The organism is Avrilella dinanensis (genome assembly GCF_002807015.1).
Lineage (GTDB): Bacteria > Bacteroidota > Bacteroidia > Flavobacteriales > Flavobacteriaceae > Flavobacterium > Flavobacterium dinanensis.
Genome location: NZ_NIPO01000001.1, coordinates 446,779 through 463,034, shown reverse-complemented (window position 1 = coordinate 463,034; position 16,256 = coordinate 446,779). Strand labels below are relative to the sequence as shown.

Annotated in this window: 19 protein-coding genes and 1 other RNA gene; 9 read left to right on the top strand and 11 right to left on the bottom strand. The window is 38.0% G+C overall.

What is annotated here, in order from left to right; translation table 11 throughout:
* Positions 1 to 51 precede the first annotated feature (51 nt).
* On the top strand, positions 52 to 1,116 hold the full coding sequence (locus CDL10_RS02230) for a DinB family protein (protein WP_100677025.1): 1,065 nt from the start codon (positions 52 to 54) through the stop codon (positions 1,114 to 1,116).
* A gap of 149 nt (positions 1,117 to 1,265) precedes the next feature.
* Here CDL10_RS02230 and gap read toward each other — a convergent pair whose 3' ends face one another.
* The 3 genes from gap to lipA all read right to left on the bottom strand — a co-directional run bounded on the left by gap (position 1,266) and on the right by lipA (position 3,490).
* A complete protein-coding gene (gap, locus tag CDL10_RS02225; protein ID WP_100677024.1) occupies positions 1,266 to 2,303 on the bottom strand; it encodes a type I glyceraldehyde-3-phosphate dehydrogenase in 1,038 nt (345 codons plus the stop codon).
* A 13-nt stretch (positions 2,304 to 2,316) separates the two neighbouring features.
* A complete protein-coding gene (locus CDL10_RS02220) occupies positions 2,317 to 2,526 on the bottom strand; it encodes a gliding motility protein GldL (RefSeq protein ID WP_100677023.1) in 210 nt (69 codons plus the stop codon).
* A 91-nt stretch (positions 2,527 to 2,617) separates the two neighbouring features.
* Complete coding sequence (gene lipA, locus CDL10_RS02215; RefSeq protein WP_100677022.1) at positions 2,618 to 3,490, bottom strand: lipoyl synthase; 873 nt, start codon at positions 3,488 to 3,490, stop codon at positions 2,618 to 2,620.
* A gap of 130 nt (positions 3,491 to 3,620) precedes the next feature.
* Between lipA and nhaA the strand changes: the two genes are divergently transcribed.
* A complete protein-coding gene (gene nhaA, locus CDL10_RS02210; protein WP_100677021.1) occupies positions 3,621 to 4,946 on the top strand; it encodes a Na+/H+ antiporter NhaA in 1,326 nt (441 codons plus the stop codon).
* 226 nt (positions 4,947 to 5,172) lie between these two features.
* Here nhaA and rsmG read toward each other — a convergent pair whose 3' ends face one another.
* Positions 5,173 to 5,793, bottom strand: a complete 621-nt coding sequence (rsmG, locus tag CDL10_RS02205) for a 16S rRNA (guanine(527)-N(7))-methyltransferase RsmG (protein WP_100678608.1) — start codon at positions 5,791 to 5,793, stop codon at positions 5,173 to 5,175.
* Between the two features lie 254 nt (positions 5,794 to 6,047).
* Between rsmG and CDL10_RS02200 the strand changes: the two genes are divergently transcribed.
* Complete coding sequence (locus CDL10_RS02200; protein WP_100677020.1) at positions 6,048 to 7,244, top strand: pyridoxal phosphate-dependent aminotransferase; 1,197 nt, start codon at positions 6,048 to 6,050, stop codon at positions 7,242 to 7,244.
* Between the two features lie 79 nt (positions 7,245 to 7,323).
* On the top strand, positions 7,324 to 7,650 hold the full coding sequence (locus CDL10_RS02195) for a DMT family transporter (RefSeq protein WP_100677019.1): 327 nt from the start codon (positions 7,324 to 7,326) through the stop codon (positions 7,648 to 7,650).
* Positions 7,651 to 7,719: 69 nt separating this feature from the next.
* Here CDL10_RS02195 and CDL10_RS02190 read toward each other — a convergent pair whose 3' ends face one another.
* Positions 7,720 to 8,241, bottom strand: a complete 522-nt coding sequence (locus CDL10_RS02190) for a hypothetical protein (RefSeq protein WP_100677018.1) — start codon at positions 8,239 to 8,241, stop codon at positions 7,720 to 7,722.
* A gap of 115 nt (positions 8,242 to 8,356) precedes the next feature.
* Between CDL10_RS02190 and CDL10_RS02185 the strand changes: the two genes are divergently transcribed.
* From CDL10_RS02185 to CDL10_RS02170, 5 genes are all read left to right on the top strand, one after another.
* On the top strand, positions 8,357 to 9,577 hold the full coding sequence (locus tag CDL10_RS02185; protein ID WP_100677017.1) for a BaiN/RdsA family NAD(P)/FAD-dependent oxidoreductase: 1,221 nt from the start codon (positions 8,357 to 8,359) through the stop codon (positions 9,575 to 9,577).
* Positions 9,578 to 9,811: 234 nt separating this feature from the next.
* A complete protein-coding gene (locus tag CDL10_RS02180; RefSeq protein ID WP_100677016.1) occupies positions 9,812 to 10,105 on the top strand; it encodes a GIY-YIG nuclease family protein in 294 nt (97 codons plus the stop codon).
* 6 nt (positions 10,106 to 10,111) lie between these two features.
* Entirely contained in the window at positions 10,112 to 10,234 is a 123-nt protein-coding gene (locus tag CDL10_RS11550; RefSeq protein ID WP_262483251.1) for a hypothetical protein, read from the top strand.
* Between the two features lie 108 nt (positions 10,235 to 10,342).
* Positions 10,343 to 11,422, top strand: a complete 1,080-nt coding sequence (locus tag CDL10_RS02175) for a diphosphomevalonate/mevalonate 3,5-bisphosphate decarboxylase family protein (protein ID WP_100677015.1) — start codon at positions 10,343 to 10,345, stop codon at positions 11,420 to 11,422.
* A gap of 270 nt (positions 11,423 to 11,692) precedes the next feature.
* Positions 11,693 to 12,043 (top strand): cysteine-rich CWC family protein, encoded by a 351-nt coding sequence (locus CDL10_RS02170; protein WP_100677014.1) that lies wholly within the window; start codon positions 11,693 to 11,695, stop codon positions 12,041 to 12,043.
* A 65-nt stretch (positions 12,044 to 12,108) separates the two neighbouring features.
* On the opposite strand, the gene CDL10_RS02165 is transcribed toward CDL10_RS02170, so the two are convergent.
* The 6 genes from CDL10_RS02165 to CDL10_RS02140 form a co-directional block, all read right to left on the bottom strand.
* Entirely contained in the window at positions 12,109 to 13,173 is a 1,065-nt protein-coding gene (locus CDL10_RS02165; RefSeq protein WP_100677013.1) for a nucleoid-associated protein, read from the bottom strand.
* A 17-nt stretch (positions 13,174 to 13,190) separates the two neighbouring features.
* Positions 13,191 to 13,706 carry an IS1096 element passenger TnpR family protein gene (locus CDL10_RS02160; protein ID WP_100677012.1) on the bottom strand — a complete coding sequence of 172 codons (516 nt, stop codon included), beginning with the start codon at positions 13,704 to 13,706 and terminating at the stop codon, positions 13,191 to 13,193.
* A gap of 138 nt (positions 13,707 to 13,844) precedes the next feature.
* Positions 13,845 to 14,246: a transfer-messenger RNA gene (gene ssrA / locus CDL10_RS02155) on the bottom strand.
* A 107-nt stretch (positions 14,247 to 14,353) separates the two neighbouring features.
* On the bottom strand, positions 14,354 to 14,998 hold the full coding sequence (gene pdxH / locus CDL10_RS02150) for a pyridoxamine 5'-phosphate oxidase (RefSeq protein WP_100678607.1): 645 nt from the start codon (positions 14,996 to 14,998) through the stop codon (positions 14,354 to 14,356).
* Positions 14,999 to 15,001: 3 nt separating this feature from the next.
* Positions 15,002 to 15,907, bottom strand: coding sequence for a ribonuclease Z (locus tag CDL10_RS02145; RefSeq protein ID WP_100677011.1), 906 nt, complete (start codon positions 15,905 to 15,907; stop codon positions 15,002 to 15,004).
* 10 nt (positions 15,908 to 15,917) lie between these two features.
* Positions 15,918 to 16,241, bottom strand: coding sequence for a ribonuclease Z (locus CDL10_RS02140; protein WP_100677010.1), 324 nt, complete (start codon positions 16,239 to 16,241; stop codon positions 15,918 to 15,920).
* Positions 16,242 to 16,256 lie beyond the last annotated feature (15 nt).

Sequence of the window (16,256 nt, the reverse complement as noted above, 5' to 3'; positions counted from 1 at the left end):
GTTTTTCTCTGATAAATGCTTACTTTTGAATAAACTTAACAAATTAAACAGATGAAAATATTAAAAAAAATCATTATCGCATTGCTGATAATTATTGCAATTCCTTTGATTATTGCATTGTTTTTGCCGAAAGAATTTGAAAGCGAAGGTCAGATAGTTATTAACAAACCTAAACAGGAAGTGTTTGATTACATTAAATATGTGAAAAATCAGGATAATTTTGGTAAGTGGCAACTTTCAGACCCTGATATGCAAACGACTTCAGAAGGAACCGACGGAACGGTTGGTTTTAAATATAGCTGGAACAGTGAAAAACTTGGTAAAGGAGCACAGGTTATCACTAATATTGTTGAAGGAGAAAGAATGGAATCAGATATGTTCTTTTTAGACTTTAACGATGATGCCAATAAATCATATATTTCTGTTGAAGAAAAATCAAAAGACGAAACCCTTGTGAAATGGGGGATTAAAGGTAAAACGCCTTATCCGTGGAATTTAATGAGTCTTTTTTACAGCATGAATTCAGACTTTGAGGAAGGACTGAAAAACCTTAAAGAAATTTTGGAAAATCAGGAAAGCAAAACTGATGAAAAAGCGTTTGTATTGGATTATTATAGTAAAACGCTGGATAATCTTTATCAAAGTGTTGTCGGCTTGAACAAAGAACAGTTACATTTTCGACCTGCTGCGGAATCATGGAGCATCAGTCAGTGTTTAGAGCATATTATTATTACTGAAAATATGATTTTCGGCATGATAAAAGAAAATATGCAAAAACCTGTCAATCCGGAGTTGAGAGAGAAAATCCAGTTTTCTGATGAAGAAATCCTGAAAATGGTAACCGACAGAAGCGAGAAATATAAAGCTCCGGAAGCATTGGTTACTGAAGGAAAATTTGACGATGCAGAAACAGCTTTGAGAGAGTTGAAAGACCAAAGAAAAGAGATGCTTTCATTCATAAAAAGTGTTCCGATGGAAGAATTAAGAAATCGGGTAAACGAATCGCCGTCCGGGTTTAGTGATGCTTATCAATCACTTCTTTTCCTTGCCGGGCATACAGCAAGACATACTTTGCAAATTGAGGGAATAAAAGAAAGTTCAAATTTTCCTGAATGATACAGGATTTGATTTTTATGTTTTGGCACTAAAGTCAATGGGCGAATGCCGTGAACATAAACAATACTTGATATAAAATCATCTGATTCGTTGTTGAATTTTATACGAAAAGATACAACACAATCAAATAAAACTCAGTTGCACAATTTTTAAAATTTCTGTAACTGAGTTTTTGAATTTAACCGCTGTAAATATTTGATTAAATCAATCAAGCGTGACGAATAACCGATTTCGTTGTCGTACCAACCCACGACTTTAACCATTCTGCCAAGGACGGAAGTCAGCTGTGCGTCAAACAGGCAGGAATGTGTATTATTCACAATATCAATTGAAACAATGGGGTCTTCGGTGTATTCCAAAATACCTTTCAGCTTATTTTCCGAAGCCTTTTTAAAAGCAAAATTAATTTCCTCAACCGTTACTTCCCGGTTGACATAACAAGTGATGTCAGTCAGTGACCCGTCCGGAACCGGCACACGGATTCCGCCACCGCCGATTTTACCCTCATATTCCGGAAAAATTTTAGTCAGGGCTTTGGCAGCACCAGTAGTTGTGGGAATAATGGATTGTGCTGCCGCACGGGCACGTCGCAAATCTTTGTGCGGAGCATCATGCAGATTTTGGTCGGTTGTGTAGGAGTGAACCGTTGTGATAAAAGCATTATCCAAGCCACAAAGCTCTTTGATAACAGCAATCATCGGAGCGGCATTGTTGGTAGTACAGCTCGCATTGGAAACGATTTTATCGTCTTTGTCGATTATATTTTCGTTTACGCCGAGCACTACCGTTTTGATTTTGTTGTCTTCAGGAGGAACAGATAGAATTACTCTTTTTGCACCGTTGTTAATATGATTTTGAAGTAATTCAGTCGTTTTGTGTTTTCCGGTTGCTTCAATTACAAAATCAATTCCAAAAGGTTCCCAATTTAATTTTGTGATGTCTTTTTCGTGCAGAAACACAATTTTGGTGTTATTTACAGACAAATGATTTTCATCAAATGAAATATCTTCGTTTAATTTCCCATGAACGCTGTCGTATTTTAATAGATGTGCCATGGTAGCAGTATCTGTCAAATCATTAATAGCAACAACGTCGATTTGCGAATGATTAATCAGCAAACGGAAAAGATTCCGACCGATGCGTCCGAATCCGTTAATGGCGATTTTTATTTTGTTTTCAGGTTTCAAAGTTCCTGTTGTTTTATGAATTTAAAAAATCCTTGAATTTCTTATGCGTAAGCAATTTGTATAAAAACAATATTCCTCCAATAATTTCTACAAATGTTCCGATTGTTAAAAGGTTATTTCCATTAACCGGACCAATTTCCAAATGAGTTATTTTTAAAATTGCACCGAAAAATGTCAGCAATAAGCCAATGGCTAAAATAATTAAAGTATGTTTTGTTTTCATTAAATGTTTAATTTAGAACGTCATTAATTCTCGACTCCACTCGAACTGACATTTGGACATTAAGACCTTCGACTTTATGACCTTTTTGGACTTACAAAATATGCTTCTGTGCTTTGTACGACGAACGAACCAACGCACCGCTTTCCACATGGCGGAAACCTAAATCCAACCCGATTTCTTCATACTTTTTGAACTGGTCGGGAGTAATAAATTCTTTCACAGGCAAGTGTTTTTTACTTGGTTGTAAATATTGCCCGATAGTAATCACGTCCAACCCAACATTTCGCAGGTCGTGCATCGTTTCGATAACTTCCTCTTCGGTTTCGCCCAACCCTAACATGATTCCCGATTTGGTGCGGTTAGCCCCATTAGCTTTCAGATAACGCAACACTTCCAGGCTTCGGTCGTATTTTGCCTGAATACGAACTTCGCGGGTCAGTCGGCGAACGGTTTCCATATTGTGAGAAATCACTTCCGGAGCTACTTCCAGAATGCGGTCGATATTACGCTCTATTCCTTGAAAATCAGGAATTAATGTTTCCATAGTCGTTCCGGGACTCATTCTGCGAACGGCCTTGACGGTTTCTGCCCAGATGATTGAACCACCGTCTTTTAAATCATCACGGTCAACAGAAGTTAAAACTGCGTGTTTGATATTCATCAGTTTGATAGAACGAGCCACTTTTTCAGGTTCGTCCCATTCCACTGTTTCCGGACGCCCGGTTTTTACCCCGCAGAAACCACACGAACGTGTACAGATATTTCCGAGAATCATAAAGGTTGCTGTTCCTTCGCCCCAGCATTCACCCATATTTGGGCAGCTACCCGAAGTACAAATTGTGTTGAGTTTGTATTTATCAACCAACCCTCGCAATTCCGTATATTTTTTGCCGGTAGGAAGTTTAACCCGAATCCATTTCGGTTTGTTTCTCGTTGTGTTGTTTTGTTCTATGGTAGTGCTCATTTCCTTATCAAATCAGAGTACAAATATACGGATAATTTTGCGTTGCACGAGCATTAATTTCATGCAGAATTAAATCTGAATTTTTGTAAGGTTACTGTGAATATGTTACTTTTGCTACAAATTTTTTACCATGGAAAACATCAAAATGACGCCGGCAGAAAGGTATGTGATACAACCGGTAAGTCGGTTTATTAGTAAATCAACAACTGGTGGAATCGTTTTATTTGTAGCAGCTTTGATTGCCATATTTTTTGCTAATTCGCCCTGGGCGGAAGATTATGCACATTTTTGGCATCAGCATGTAGTGATTGCTTTCGGGGATTATAAGTTAGATATGACTTTGCATCACTGGATTAATGACGGATTGATGGCAATATTTTTCTTCGTGGTGGGGCTGGAACTGAAACGTGAACTGACCAATGGCGAGCTGGCATCGCCTAAAAAAGCTGCGTTACCGATTATTGCCGCAATAGGCGGAATGGCTTTTCCTGCAATTATTTATTTGTTTTTCGCTGGAGGTACTGATGCTGCACATGGATGGGGAATTCCGATGGCGACAGACATTGCTTTTGCATTGGGAGTGATGTATATGCTGGGCGACAAAGTACCGACGCCGCTCAAGGTTTTCCTTACGGCTCTGGCGATTGTTGATGATTTAGGGGCAGTGCTGGTCATTGCGTTATTCTATACTTCACAGTTGAACCTTACCTTTTTATTTATCGGAATTACGTTATTTATATTATTGCTTATTTTTAATCGTTTAGGATTTAAAAACCCATTATTTTATGCGATTATCGGGATAGCTGGCGTTTGGTTGGCTTTTCTGTTGTCGGGTGTACACGCTACGATTGCAGCAGTATTGGCAGCGTTTGCTATTCCTGCCAATGCCCGTGTGAACGAACGAACTTTTACCAAAGAACTCGTTCATTTGAAAGAGAAATTCTTGTCTATTGACCCTGATGACAAACAACCTGATTTAACCGATAAACAAATTCATATTGTAGAGGATATACGAGCCGTTGCCAAAGATGCTATTCCGCCGTCGCAGCGATTGGAACACGGAATGCACAATCTGGTTACTTTTTTCGTGATGCCGGTTTTTGCTCTTTGTAATGCTGCTATTCCTATTTCTTTTGCAGGCGGGTTGAGTGCCGTTACTCTTGGGGTTGCTTTCGGATTATTGATTGGAAAAGTGATAGGTGTTTCGGTGCTTTCTGCACTTTTAATCAAGCTAAAAGTAGTTACTGCTCCAAAAGGAACAACTATGCGAAAATTATTCGGAGTAGGTTTTCTGGCGGCTATTGGATTTACGATGTCTTTGTTTATTACCGAATTGGCTTTTGATGTAAAAATACACCCGGAATTCCCCGACCAGGCTAAAATGGGGATTATTCTCGCCTCGGTAGTTGGTGGAATTATCGGATATTTGCTGCTGAATACAAAGTCTAAGGATTAGAGGAAAGAGAAAAGGTTTGTTCTGTTCGCAAGCTCGAGTCCTACGGAAATCAAAGATTCGACGAAGTCAATGACAAACATAACGATAATTTTAAAATATTATTGATTTACAGTGCTTTGTTCGTATGAATTTAAGTAACGACTTCTGAATTTTTAACCATAAGTTTACAAAGAAAACTTTGTGTTCTCCGTGTCTTTGTGGTTCTTTATCTATTGATATTATAAAATCAAATTCCCGGAAGATGCACTACTTTTTTGGTATCAAAAAAATCTTCTTTAAAAAAATCTGACAAAGCAAATTCCTTTGCTTGCTTAAAAGGTTTTAATTCTTCAGACAAATCGCCGCCTTTGAGGTATAAAATTCCGTTAGCGAGCTCATGCCTGTTCTTCTTTTTGACTTTTCCTTTTACCCACGAAACAAAATCAGGCATATTGGTTACCGCCCGGCTTACAATAAAATCAAAAGATTGCCCGACTTGCTGAGCCCGACGTTGGTCTGCCTTAATGTTTTTTAGCTCTAAACTGTCAATGACTTCATTAACTACCTTGATTTTTTTGCCAATAGCATCAACAGCATAAAAAGAAGTTTCCGGAAACATAATAGCCAGCGGAATTGCCGGAAAACCGCCGCCTGTACCCACATCAAGCACACTGGATTGCGGCAAAAACGGCTGTATCTTGGCAATGCCCAGCGAATGCAATACGTGGCGGATATACAGCTCATCAATATCCTTACGCGAAATTACATTGATTTTGGCATTCCAATCTTCGTACAATTCCTGCAGCATTGAAAACTGCTTGATTTGCTGCTCATTCAAATCGGGGAAATAGGCTAAAATACGTTCCATGAATAAAATTTTGACAAAAGTAATCATTTTTAATGTTAATGTGTCAATTAGGAAAATTAGCGAATGATAATTGTAACAAAGTGATAAAGTGACGAGGTAACGAAGTGATGAAGTAACAAAGTAACGACTGAGACAGCTAATGGCTCTTGGCTATTGCCTCTTGGCTAATCATCAAGTTTCCATTACTAAAAGCTACAAGCTAATTGCTGAGAGTTAAGAATATTTATTACCTTTGGACGGTTAGAAACAACATTATGAATACAACTTATTTATCAGACAGAATTAATCAGCTGAGCGTGTCGCAAACTCTTGCGATGGCTGCCAAAGCGAGAGAATTAAAATCACAGGGAATTGACGTTATCAGTCTTAGTTTGGGCGAACCGGATTTTCAAACACCGGATTTCATCAAAGAAGCAGCCAAGCAAGCGATTGACGAAAACTGGACACACTATCCGCCCGTTGATGGTTATCCGGAACTCAAACAAGCCATTATCAATAAATTTCAACGTGATAACGGAATCAGCTATCAGTTAGATGAAATTGTTGTTTCGACAGGAGCAAAGCAGTCTTTGTATAATATTGCCCAAAGTATGATTAATCCCGGAGACGAAGTGATTTTACCTGCACCTTATTGGGTAAGTTATTACGAAATCATTAAGCTCTCGGGCGGAGTACCGATTGAAATTCCTACCGATATTTCTACCGATTTTAAAATAACGCCGGAACAGCTGGAAAAAGCGATTACGCCAAAAACGAAAATGCTGTGGTACAGTTCGCCATGTAATCCGTCAGGTTCGGTGTACAGCCGGCAAGAATTGGAAGCATTGGCGGAAGTGTTGAAGAAGCACTCCGGAGTTTTCGTGGTTTCTGACGAGATTTATGAGCATATCAATTTTACCGGAGATTATTGTAGTATGGCTGCGATTGACGGCATGAAAGACCGGACAGTTACCGTTAATGGTATTGCCAAAGCATTTGCTATGACCGGCTGGCGTATCGGTTACATCGGAGCACCGGCGTGGATAGCCAAAGCTTGTGTAAAATTGCAGGGACAAGTGACCAGCGGAGCCAATTCTATTACGCAGCGTGCGACTATTGCAGCGGTAGAGGCTAATCCGGAGGTGTTGCAGTATATGGTAACAGCTTTTAAGAAAAGACGCGATTTGGTCGTTGATTTAATTCGCAAAATACCACATTTTAATATTAATATTCCTGAAGGAGCATTTTATGTTTTTCCGGACGTTTCCTACTATTTTGGTAAAGAACTTAACGGTGTGATAATAAACAATGCTACTGACTTTTCGATGTATTTGCTGGAAAAAGCCCACGTGGCAGTAGTTACCGGCGAAGCATTCGGAAATCCGGATTGTATCCGGTTGTCTTATGCAACGAGTGAAGAACAACTCACAGAGGCATTTGAGCGTATCAGAAAGGTATTGGTAATTGGATAATTGTCGATTAGCTAATGAGAGTAATTGAGGTAATACTAAAGGCTAAAAGCCAATAGCTCTTAATTATAAAAAAATAAAGATGAACTGGATTTTATTGATTCTTGGCGGATTGTTTGAAGTACTTTTTACTTTTTGTATCGGTAAAGCCAAAGAAGCTTCGGGCATAGAAATGTGGTTGTGGTATCTTGGTTTTATCGTTAGCGTATCTGTGAGTATGGGGTTGCTGATAAAAGCCAGCCAAACCCTGCCGTTGGGTACAGCCTATGCCGTCTGGAGCGGTATTGGAGCTGTAGGAACAGTGCTGGTTGGGATTTTCTTTTTCAAAGAATCAGTAGATTTCTGGCGGTTGTTTTTTATTTTTACGCTGATTGCTTCCATCGTCGGACTGAAAGTGGTTTCGAATTAGTACAGAGCCAATAGCTAAAAGACAAAAGTTGTGGTTTTCTACGAACCGCAGTAAACCTTAAACAAAAAACTACCTCGCCGGTCTCAGATTATCGCTATATGTGATTTTATAGGGTTTGTCTTTGTCTGGATTGCCTTTCATTACATAAATAAACTTGTGTTTGCCCGCCATTTCCGGGCTGATGTAAATTGTTTTCCGAGAACCTTTATCGTAAATTTCGGTTTCTTTGGTGTTCAGAATACGCATGTTTTTAGCCAAACCGGTGTTTTTATCAGTAACCACCAGTCCTTTGAATAACACGCCGTCTTCGTTTTTAACAGTAATTTCTTCGCTGTTAAAACCTTGCGTGAAAAATAAAATAGAATATTTTTTGTCCGTAGCCCGGTAACCGTTTAGGAATTCATCTCTGGTTTTGTCCGAAACCGTCCTGAAATCATTGCGAACCTGTTCGGTATAGAAGATTTCTCTATCCGATTTTTCTTCCGTTTTGTCCACGGTTTCCGTCTTGCCGTCAGATTGTACAGCCACTTTTTTGCTTTTGCAACTTGCCAAAACAAATAACAACGAGGTAAATATTAAAATTTTTCTCATAAGTCAGGTTATTTATCTGTCATTCATACCATCAAAGGGTTGAATATTCTGTATTTTTGTTGCAATTTACGAAATTTATAACAATTGATAAAATAAATCAGCTTATCAAAAGAATATGATTGATTATGATGTGATTATTGTTGGGGGAGGAGCGTCCGGATTTTTTACGGCGATAAACATGGCAGAGCAAAATGCTGCGTTAAAAATACTTATTCTCGAAAAAAATAAGGAAGTTTTGTCTAAAGTAAAGATCTCCGGTGGCGGACGGTGCAATGTTACCCACGCGTGTTTTGTACCCGGAGTTTTGGTCAAATATTACCCGCGGGGCGAACGGGAACTTCGCGGACCTTTTCATGCCTTTTCTACAGGAGATATGATGGAGTGGCTGGAAAAAAAAGGCGTGGAGCTGAAAATTGAGGGCGACGGACGGGTTTTTCCGGTGTCGGATAATTCACAAACGATTATCAATTGTTTTTTGCGTGAAGCCGAAAATCTGGGAGTAGAAATTAAAACTTCTTGTGGAGTTAAATTAATAGAAAAATTTGATAATCAATGGATTGTTCAAACATCAGAAAAAGAATTAAAAACCAATAACCTGGTCGTTGCGTCGGGCAGTAGTCCGCAAATATGGAAAATGATGAAAGCCGTCGGGCATACGATTGTTCCGCCTGTGCCGTCATTGTTTACGTTTAATATTCCGGACAAAAAACTACATCAGCTGATGGGAAATTCTGTTTCGCCGGTCGTTTTAAAAATTAAAAACAGCAAACTGACTGCTGAGGGAGCTTTGCTAATCACACATTGGGGACTCAGCGGACCCGCGATTTTGCGGTTGTCGGCTTGGGGTGCCCGCGAATTGGCAACATGCGATTATCGGTTTACTTTGCAGGTTAATTGGCTGAACGGAAATCATTTTGATGAGGTTTTGACAGTTTTGCAAACATTTAAAAATCAGCACCCGAAAAAAGCTATCGGCACAAAGTCGCCATTTGATTTTACCCAAAGAGTCTGGAAATACCTGATTGAATCCGCAGAAATAAATCCGGAAAAAATTTGGACGGAAATCGCTAAAAAACAATTGGTTAATTTGACCAATCAACTGATTCAAACTGAATATGAAGTGAACGGAAAAAGTACTTTTAAAGACGAATTTGTAACTGCCGGAGGCATCGATTTAAAAGAAGTGAATTTTAAAACAATGGAGAGCAAATTGCATAATAATTTGTATTTTACGGGCGAAATTTTAAACATAGATGCCATTACAGGAGGCTTTAATTTTCAGAATGCTTGGACAACGGGCTATTTGGCGGCACAAGCCATTGCTGAGAAAAGATAAAAGCCGCACCGTCAGTTCGAGTGACATTTTGTAACGTAGTGAAAAAAATGTTGTATCGAGAACTATTGAGCTGGAGTTTTCGCCTTTATTGAGGCTTCTCGATACACTCCACTTCGTTCCGTTACTCGAAGTGACGAAGTTTGCGTGCCGTCAGTTCGAGTGACATTTTGTAACGCAGTGGAAAAATGTTATATCGAGAACTATTATTGTTTTTAATAAAGTAATTAAAATAATATGAAAACATCATTTGTTTATATGCTTTTATGTGCGGACGACACTTATTATACAGGTGTTACAGAAAATGTATATAAGCGTTTTGATGAACATCAAGAAGGTAAATATTTTGGTTCCTATACTTACAACCGCCGCCCTGTACAATTGGTTTATTTTTGTATGTTTACAGACATTGAACAAGCAATAATGTATGAGAAGAAGATAAAAAAGTGGTCAAAAGCTAAAAAAGAAGCTTTAATTGAAGGAAGGTATCAAGACTTACCGAATTTAGCAAAAAAGAATTTTAAAAAATAAGGAGATATGAAAAGAACTTCTCGATATACTCCACTTCGTTCCGTTACTCGAAGTGACGAAGTTTGCGTGCCGTCAGTTCGAGTGACATTTTGTAACGCAGTGGAAAAATGTTATATCGAGAACTATTGAACAGGATTTTTTCGCCTTAATTGAGGCTTCTCGATACACTCCACTTTGTTCCGTTACTCGAAGTGACGTTAAGAGGGTAAAAGATTATCAAGCATAAAGTTATATATTATGAACATGTTAAATAGCTATAAAATAAATAATTACAAGACATTAAACAAAAAAGGATCATTCACCTTTTCTGCACCGAGTAACATTGCCTTGGTTAAATATTGGGGAAAGAAAAACAACCAAATTCCGGCAAATCCGTCGTTGAGCTTTACGCTGAACCATTGCAAAACCATTACCACTTTGCATTTTGAACCTAAATCTGAAAAAGGTATTTCGTTTGATTTATTGTTTGAAGGGAAACCAAAAGAATCGTTCCGACCAAAAATTCAGAAATACTTTGAACGTATTCAGGATTTGTGTCCGTATGTTTTGGATTATCATTTTACGATTGATACGCAAAATACTTTTCCGCACAGCTCGGGAATTGCGTCGTCAGCTTCAGGAATGGCAGCGTTGTCGGCAAATATCATCGCTTTGGAGCGGTTGGTAAATCCGAATCAGTCTGAAGAATATTACGAACAGAAAACCTCGTTGCTGGCACGTTTAGGCTCGGGAAGTGCGTGCCGGAGCATCAAAGGAAACATAGTGGTTTGGGGCGAAACAGCAAGTATCGAAAACAGTTCTGACTTATTTGGTGTGGAATTTCCTTATGAAGTACACGATGTTTTTCAAAATTATCAAGACAGTATTTTGTTGGTCGATAAAGGCGAAAAACAAGTGTCGAGCACCGTTGGTCATGAACTGATGCACAACCACCCATTTGCAGAACAGCGTTTTGCACAGGCTCACGACAATATTGCTAAGTTGAAAACGATTTTAAAATCGGGTGATTTACAGCAGTTTATTGCTTTGGTGGAAAGTGAAGCTTTAACCTTACATGCCATGATGATGACCTCGATGCCGTATTTTATTTTAATGAAACCCAATACGTTGGAAATCATTAATCAAATCTGGAAGTTTAGAGAAACAACAAATATTCCGGTATGTTTTACCTTAGATGCCGGGGCAAATGTGCATGTACTTTATCCGAATAAATATAAAGAAGAAATTCAAAATTTTATTGAAAATGAATTAGCGAAACATTGCCAAAACAATCAGTTTATTCATGATGAAATGGGGTTTGGGGTGGAAAAGTTATAAAAACAGCTTCCTGTAAGGTCTTTTTTAAATCTTGTAGGTAGGGAATATTGAACCAAATTTGTTGGGTGAAATTAAAAACTGACTGAGTTCTCCGTCAGTTCGAGTGATTTTTCGTAGTTCCCGATGGTTTCTATCGTGACGGACGAAGAAAAATCGTATCGAGAACTAAATAAATGGCTTCTCGATACAAATTTTCCTCCACTGCGTTACAGAAATTTTACTCGAAGTGACGATTAAAGTGAGTAGTTAAAGCAACTAAAAAATAAAATTATGAAAACCGAAAAATGCACCCATTGCCACAAGCCGATTGTATGTAAGGTTGATGATATTTCAAACTGCGATTGCCAGAAAGTGGAATTACTGGACGAAACCGTTCAGTTTCTCTATGAAAAAACGCAGCACGATTGTTTGTGCAACGACTGTTTAAAAAAGTTTGACGAACTGACCAGATTTTCATTAGAAAACAAGTTTCCGAAACGACCTACAGAAATGGTTGAAGGACTGCATTTTTATATGGAAAATGGCTATTTTGTTTTTACCGAATTGTATCATTATTTAAAAGGACGTTGTTGTAAAAATGGTTGCCGCCATTGTGTTTACGGGATTCATAAAAATTCCTGAAAAGATTTCAATAAAAAAACACAGATTTAAAATCTGTGTTAATCTATATTTTATGGCTAAATCGTTTATTCTTTACTTTTTTGCTCTTTGTTGAAATAGACCAAATAGTAATACATCTGTTTTTCCTCGTCCCAGCCTTTTTCGATAAATTTTTCGGCAGTTTCCGGATTGATAAAATCAAGTTTAATCTGTACGTTTGTGTCTAACTGAATCACATTTTTTATCTTTTTTCGAACGTCACTCACAGCATGATTGGCAATCGGAAAATTAGACACGTCTTCGATGGAATATTTGTTTCCACGATCGGTTTTGTAACTTTTAAATTCAGCCTGTAAATCCGGATTTTCAATTACTTCATTCATGAAATTTGTTTCTTCAAACTCATCGTTTTTAGCAAAATAATTCACAGAACGATTCATGAACATCACTTCTTCTTTTTTGTCTTCGGCAGGTAAGACCACATCTTTGGCGAAATCTTGTACAAATTTGAGATATTTTTTCGTCATGAAATTCTCGTCCTGGAAAATATCTACATTCAAAAAGTTTTCCAACCAGTACCGTGCATCATATCTGTTTTGGTCCACTGATAAAATTTTGTAACCCTCTTCTTTCTGATGATTGAAAATAATACAGCCTTTGTCCAGTTTGCTGAGGTTTACACCTTGTTGCAAAAGCATTTCCAGGTTGTTTTCTTTTTCTTCAAATTGCAGAAAATCAGTTTTCAGCTCACTTTTGAAAATCGCAACAGCATCGGTTTTCTGGTTGTCAATATACAAGTTCGACAGATAGGTCACATACACCTCGCCGTTTTTAATATGCGGGTGGTTGGATTGTTCGTACAGGTGCTTGGTAATTTTTCTCGAAACTTCATGTGCCGAATCCGGATTATTGAAAATCTCACTAACGTAATTGTACATTTCGTTGTAATCCAAATCTACATCGTGGGCAAACTGATAGTAGTTTTCTTCTTTATCTCTGAACGGTTTAAAAAAATATTCCTTCAGTAAAGGTGTGATTTCATCGGTCAGTTTGTATGGATTTTCAGACAAAAATAATTCCTCATTTTTGCTTTTGTTTCCTACACGATGAATGGAAAGTGTTTCTATCTGGGTGTTGTATAAATTAATCATTGTATGAAAAAGTAAAATTAATATTCGTCATCGTATTCAAAATCATTGAATTCGTCATCGTCATCGAAAATGTCAAAATCTTCCTCGTCGTCATCAAAATTGTTATCGAATTCCAGATTTACTTCGTTGCCTGCCGGCACTTCCCCGAAAGAATACAAAAGAGCCGGAAGTTCTTTCTCGTCACTTTCGCCGATTTCTTCAATCTGAGCAAGTTCTACAAAGAAAGTCCACATATTAAACGGATCGTAGATGTGCAAAATCCGGGTTTGATTTTCGTCCAATAAATCTTTAATCTGAAAATCTGCCATAATTTTTTGTTGCCCGGGCTCTTCTCCCATATCAAACAAAGGAATTTCTTCATTTTGCGACCAATCGTCATCACTGGTATAGAACGAACCACCTTCCGAACCGTCAAACCCGAATGCGTTCACGATGGCGTTGTGCAAATCTTCAAGGCTGTCGGTACTCAATATGGCAATGTCTCTGAAAACATCTTTCTCGTTGTCTAATATAACTCTGAATTTGTAAACCATTTTGCTGTATATTTTTCTATGGCAAATTTAGAATTTAAAAACGATTTAGGGTAGTTTTTAATTTCGGTATTTTTTGTTATGGGAATGGTTGTTTCAAGTTGGAATTTCAGACCCAAAATTTCAAATGATTGATTGTTTTTGTGGAGCCGGAGGGAATCGAACCCTCGTCCAAACGAGCAATCAAAGAGCTTTCTACACGTTTAGTTTTTGTTTGAATTTTCGTCAGGGCAACTTGATCAAAAACAACCGCTGCCTGCTTAGCTTCTTAGAATTTCGATGTGTATCCGAAGCACTAACACATCTAGATTTACTTTTACGGTTCCCCTTGACAAAACGCCGCAAATCAGGGCTTTTTAGGAGAATTTAGCTTTCCTGTCTAACAGGACGAGGCTTGTTCCTACTATACTTCGGAAATTAAGCAGCTAAAGCGTAATTATCTTCGCCGTTTAAAAAAGTCGAAACATGATATTTACGAGCTGTGTATCAGCGCTCGACGTGCTTACTTTTTAATTCCACCCGCTGTCAAAACCGGTCGGCCCCAAAAGTAGAGTGCAAATTTACGAAAAAATCTATAATTTGTAAAATGATTTAGATAATTAGTTGATTGATGATTTTTGGAGAGAATTTCAAATTTCAAATTGATTCAATTAAGGTGCTAAACGTTCTATCTTCCAGTTCATATCTTCCAAAGTATATCGAATGCGGTCGTGCAAGCGGTTCGGACGACCTTGCCAAAACTCAATAACCATTGGTCGCACCAAAAAACCACCCCAATGCTCTGGTCGGGAAACCGGTTGATTTTGGTGTTTTCGTTCCAATTCGTTTAACTTTTGTTCGAGATATTCGTAATTAGGAATAACCTGACTTTGCGGCGAAACGACTGCTCCGAGCTTACTGCCTTCGGGTCGGGAATCAAAATAATTATCCGATTGAACCGCAGAAGTTTTTTCTGCAATTCCTTTTATGATTACCTGCCGCTCGGATGTCGGCCAGAAAAAAGAGATACAAACTTTGGGATTAGCGAGTAAAGCCTTACCTTTTTCGGAATCGTAATTGGTATAAAAAACAAATCCGTTTTCGTCGTAATGTTTGAGTAAAACTATTCTCGATTTCGGGAAACCGTCCAGCCCAATGGTGGAAACGGTCATGGCATTGACTTCTTCAATACCGCCCATTGCTTCCACTTCATAAAACCATTTCCGGAACTGCATCATCGGATTTTCGTCCACAGATGATTCGGTTAATTGGTTTTTTTCATAGGATTTCCGGTAGTTGCTTAAATCGTTATTCATCATTTAAAATTCAAATATTTTTCCGTCGTCTGCAAGTAAAACCTTATCGAAAACGGTTTTAGCTTCTTCTTCAAAAACACTGATGTCAGGATATCTGGTTGAATAATGCCCTAGAATCAATTTCTTTACATCGGACAACTTAGCTATAGTAGCAGCTTCTTTGGCAGTACTGTGTTTGGTGTATTCGGTCTTGGGTTTGTCGTGTTCTAAAAAAGTGCTTTCGTGATACAAAACATCAGCCTCTTTGATTATCGGAATGATAGATTCTTCATACATTGTGTCGGAACAGTAGGCATACCTGAATGGTTTTTTCGGTGGATAAGTCAGTTCTTCATTAGAAATAACAGTGCCGTCTTCGAGGGTATGGTCTTCGCCGTTTTTGATTTTGTTATAATAAACAACGTGAATGTCGAGTTCTTCCAGTCGTTGAATATTCAGTTTTTTCTGTGTGATTTTTTCCACGAACAAATATCCGTTAGTGTAAATCCGGTGGTTCAGCGGAATGGTATATACCTGTACTTTATTGTCCTCAAAAATCAGTTCGCTCGATTTTGAGGTCAATTCGTGAAAATACAGTTTATATTGTGTATATGAATTGGATAATTTAAGTTGTAAAAGCATAGCTTCTTTAATGCCTTTCGGACCATAAATATGCAAATCATTTTGCCTGCCCAATAAGCCAAAGCTTGAAATTAACCCGATTAATCCATAAAAATGGTCGCCGTGCAAATGCGAAATAAAAATTTGATTGATTCTCGAAAATTTGATTTTGTTTCTTCTGAGCTGAACTTGAGTGCCTTCCCCACAATCAATAAGATACATGGAATTGTTGAACTCTACTACCTGTGAGGTAGGGTTGGTGAAAGTTCTCGGTGTAGCGGCATAACAACCCAAAATAGTCAGCTTCATGGCAGTGTATTTAAAACCCCAAATCGCGTTCGATTTCTTCCATTTCAATCACATCATGAGCTTCCTGCAAGGTGGGAACAATAATAATATCGTCTTCCAAATCATCAATATCAGCATGGTTCATGACCAAAACAAAAGATTTTTTGTTGTTCCGGTGTTTTTCGCTTAACGAATCAAACAGCTGAACATCAGATGTATTTTCTCCTGATAAATCAATAATGAGGTTCTTGTCTTTAAACTGAGCATATTCCGCAGTTAATTTGTCTAAAAAATCAGTCACGGCTTCACTAGCTTGGGTAATGATAACGGTATGTCCTTTTTCTTTAACTTTCATGTTTTTTGTTTAAAT

What these genes read in the sequence shown, in the direction of transcription:
- CDL10_RS02230 (WP_100677025.1), top strand. Translation starts at nt 52, where the DNA reads ATGAAAATATTAAAAAAAATCATTATCGCATTGCTGATAATTATTGCA.
- CDL10_RS02220 (WP_100677023.1), bottom strand. Translation starts at nt 2,526, where the DNA reads ATGAAAACAAAACATACTTTAATTATTTTAGCCATTGGCTTATTGCTG.
- lipA (WP_100677022.1), bottom strand. Translation starts at nt 3,490, where the DNA reads ATGAGCACTACCATAGAACAAAACAACACAACGAGAAACAAACCGAAA.
- nhaA (WP_100677021.1), top strand. Translation starts at nt 3,621, where the DNA reads ATGGAAAACATCAAAATGACGCCGGCAGAAAGGTATGTGATACAACCG.
- rsmG (WP_100678608.1), bottom strand. Translation starts at nt 5,793, where the DNA reads ATGGAACGTATTTTAGCCTATTTCCCCGATTTGAATGAGCAGCAAATC.
- CDL10_RS02200 (WP_100677020.1), top strand. Translation starts at nt 6,048, where the DNA reads ATGAATACAACTTATTTATCAGACAGAATTAATCAGCTGAGCGTGTCG.
- CDL10_RS02195 (WP_100677019.1), top strand. Translation starts at nt 7,324, where the DNA reads ATGAACTGGATTTTATTGATTCTTGGCGGATTGTTTGAAGTACTTTTT.
- CDL10_RS02190 (WP_100677018.1), bottom strand. Translation starts at nt 8,241, where the DNA reads ATGAGAAAAATTTTAATATTTACCTCGTTGTTATTTGTTTTGGCAAGT.
- CDL10_RS02185 (WP_100677017.1), top strand. Translation starts at nt 8,357, where the DNA reads ATGATTGATTATGATGTGATTATTGTTGGGGGAGGAGCGTCCGGATTT.
- CDL10_RS02180 (WP_100677016.1), top strand. Translation starts at nt 9,812, where the DNA reads ATGAAAACATCATTTGTTTATATGCTTTTATGTGCGGACGACACTTAT.
- CDL10_RS11550 (WP_262483251.1), top strand. Translation starts at nt 10,112, where the DNA reads ATGAAAAGAACTTCTCGATATACTCCACTTCGTTCCGTTACTCGAAGT.
- CDL10_RS02175 (WP_100677015.1), top strand. Translation starts at nt 10,343, where the DNA reads ATGAACATGTTAAATAGCTATAAAATAAATAATTACAAGACATTAAAC.
- CDL10_RS02170 (WP_100677014.1), top strand. Translation starts at nt 11,693, where the DNA reads ATGAAAACCGAAAAATGCACCCATTGCCACAAGCCGATTGTATGTAAG.
- CDL10_RS02165 (WP_100677013.1), bottom strand. Translation starts at nt 13,173, where the DNA reads ATGATTAATTTATACAACACCCAGATAGAAACACTTTCCATTCATCGT.
- CDL10_RS02160 (WP_100677012.1), bottom strand. Translation starts at nt 13,706, where the DNA reads ATGGTTTACAAATTCAGAGTTATATTAGACAACGAGAAAGATGTTTTC.
- pdxH (WP_100678607.1), bottom strand. Translation starts at nt 14,998, where the DNA reads ATGAATAACGATTTAAGCAACTACCGGAAATCCTATGAAAAAAACCAA.
- CDL10_RS02145 (WP_100677011.1), bottom strand. Translation starts at nt 15,907, where the DNA reads ATGAAGCTGACTATTTTGGGTTGTTATGCCGCTACACCGAGAACTTTC.
- CDL10_RS02140 (WP_100677010.1), bottom strand. Translation starts at nt 16,241, where the DNA reads ATGAAAGTTAAAGAAAAAGGACATACCGTTATCATTACCCAAGCTAGT.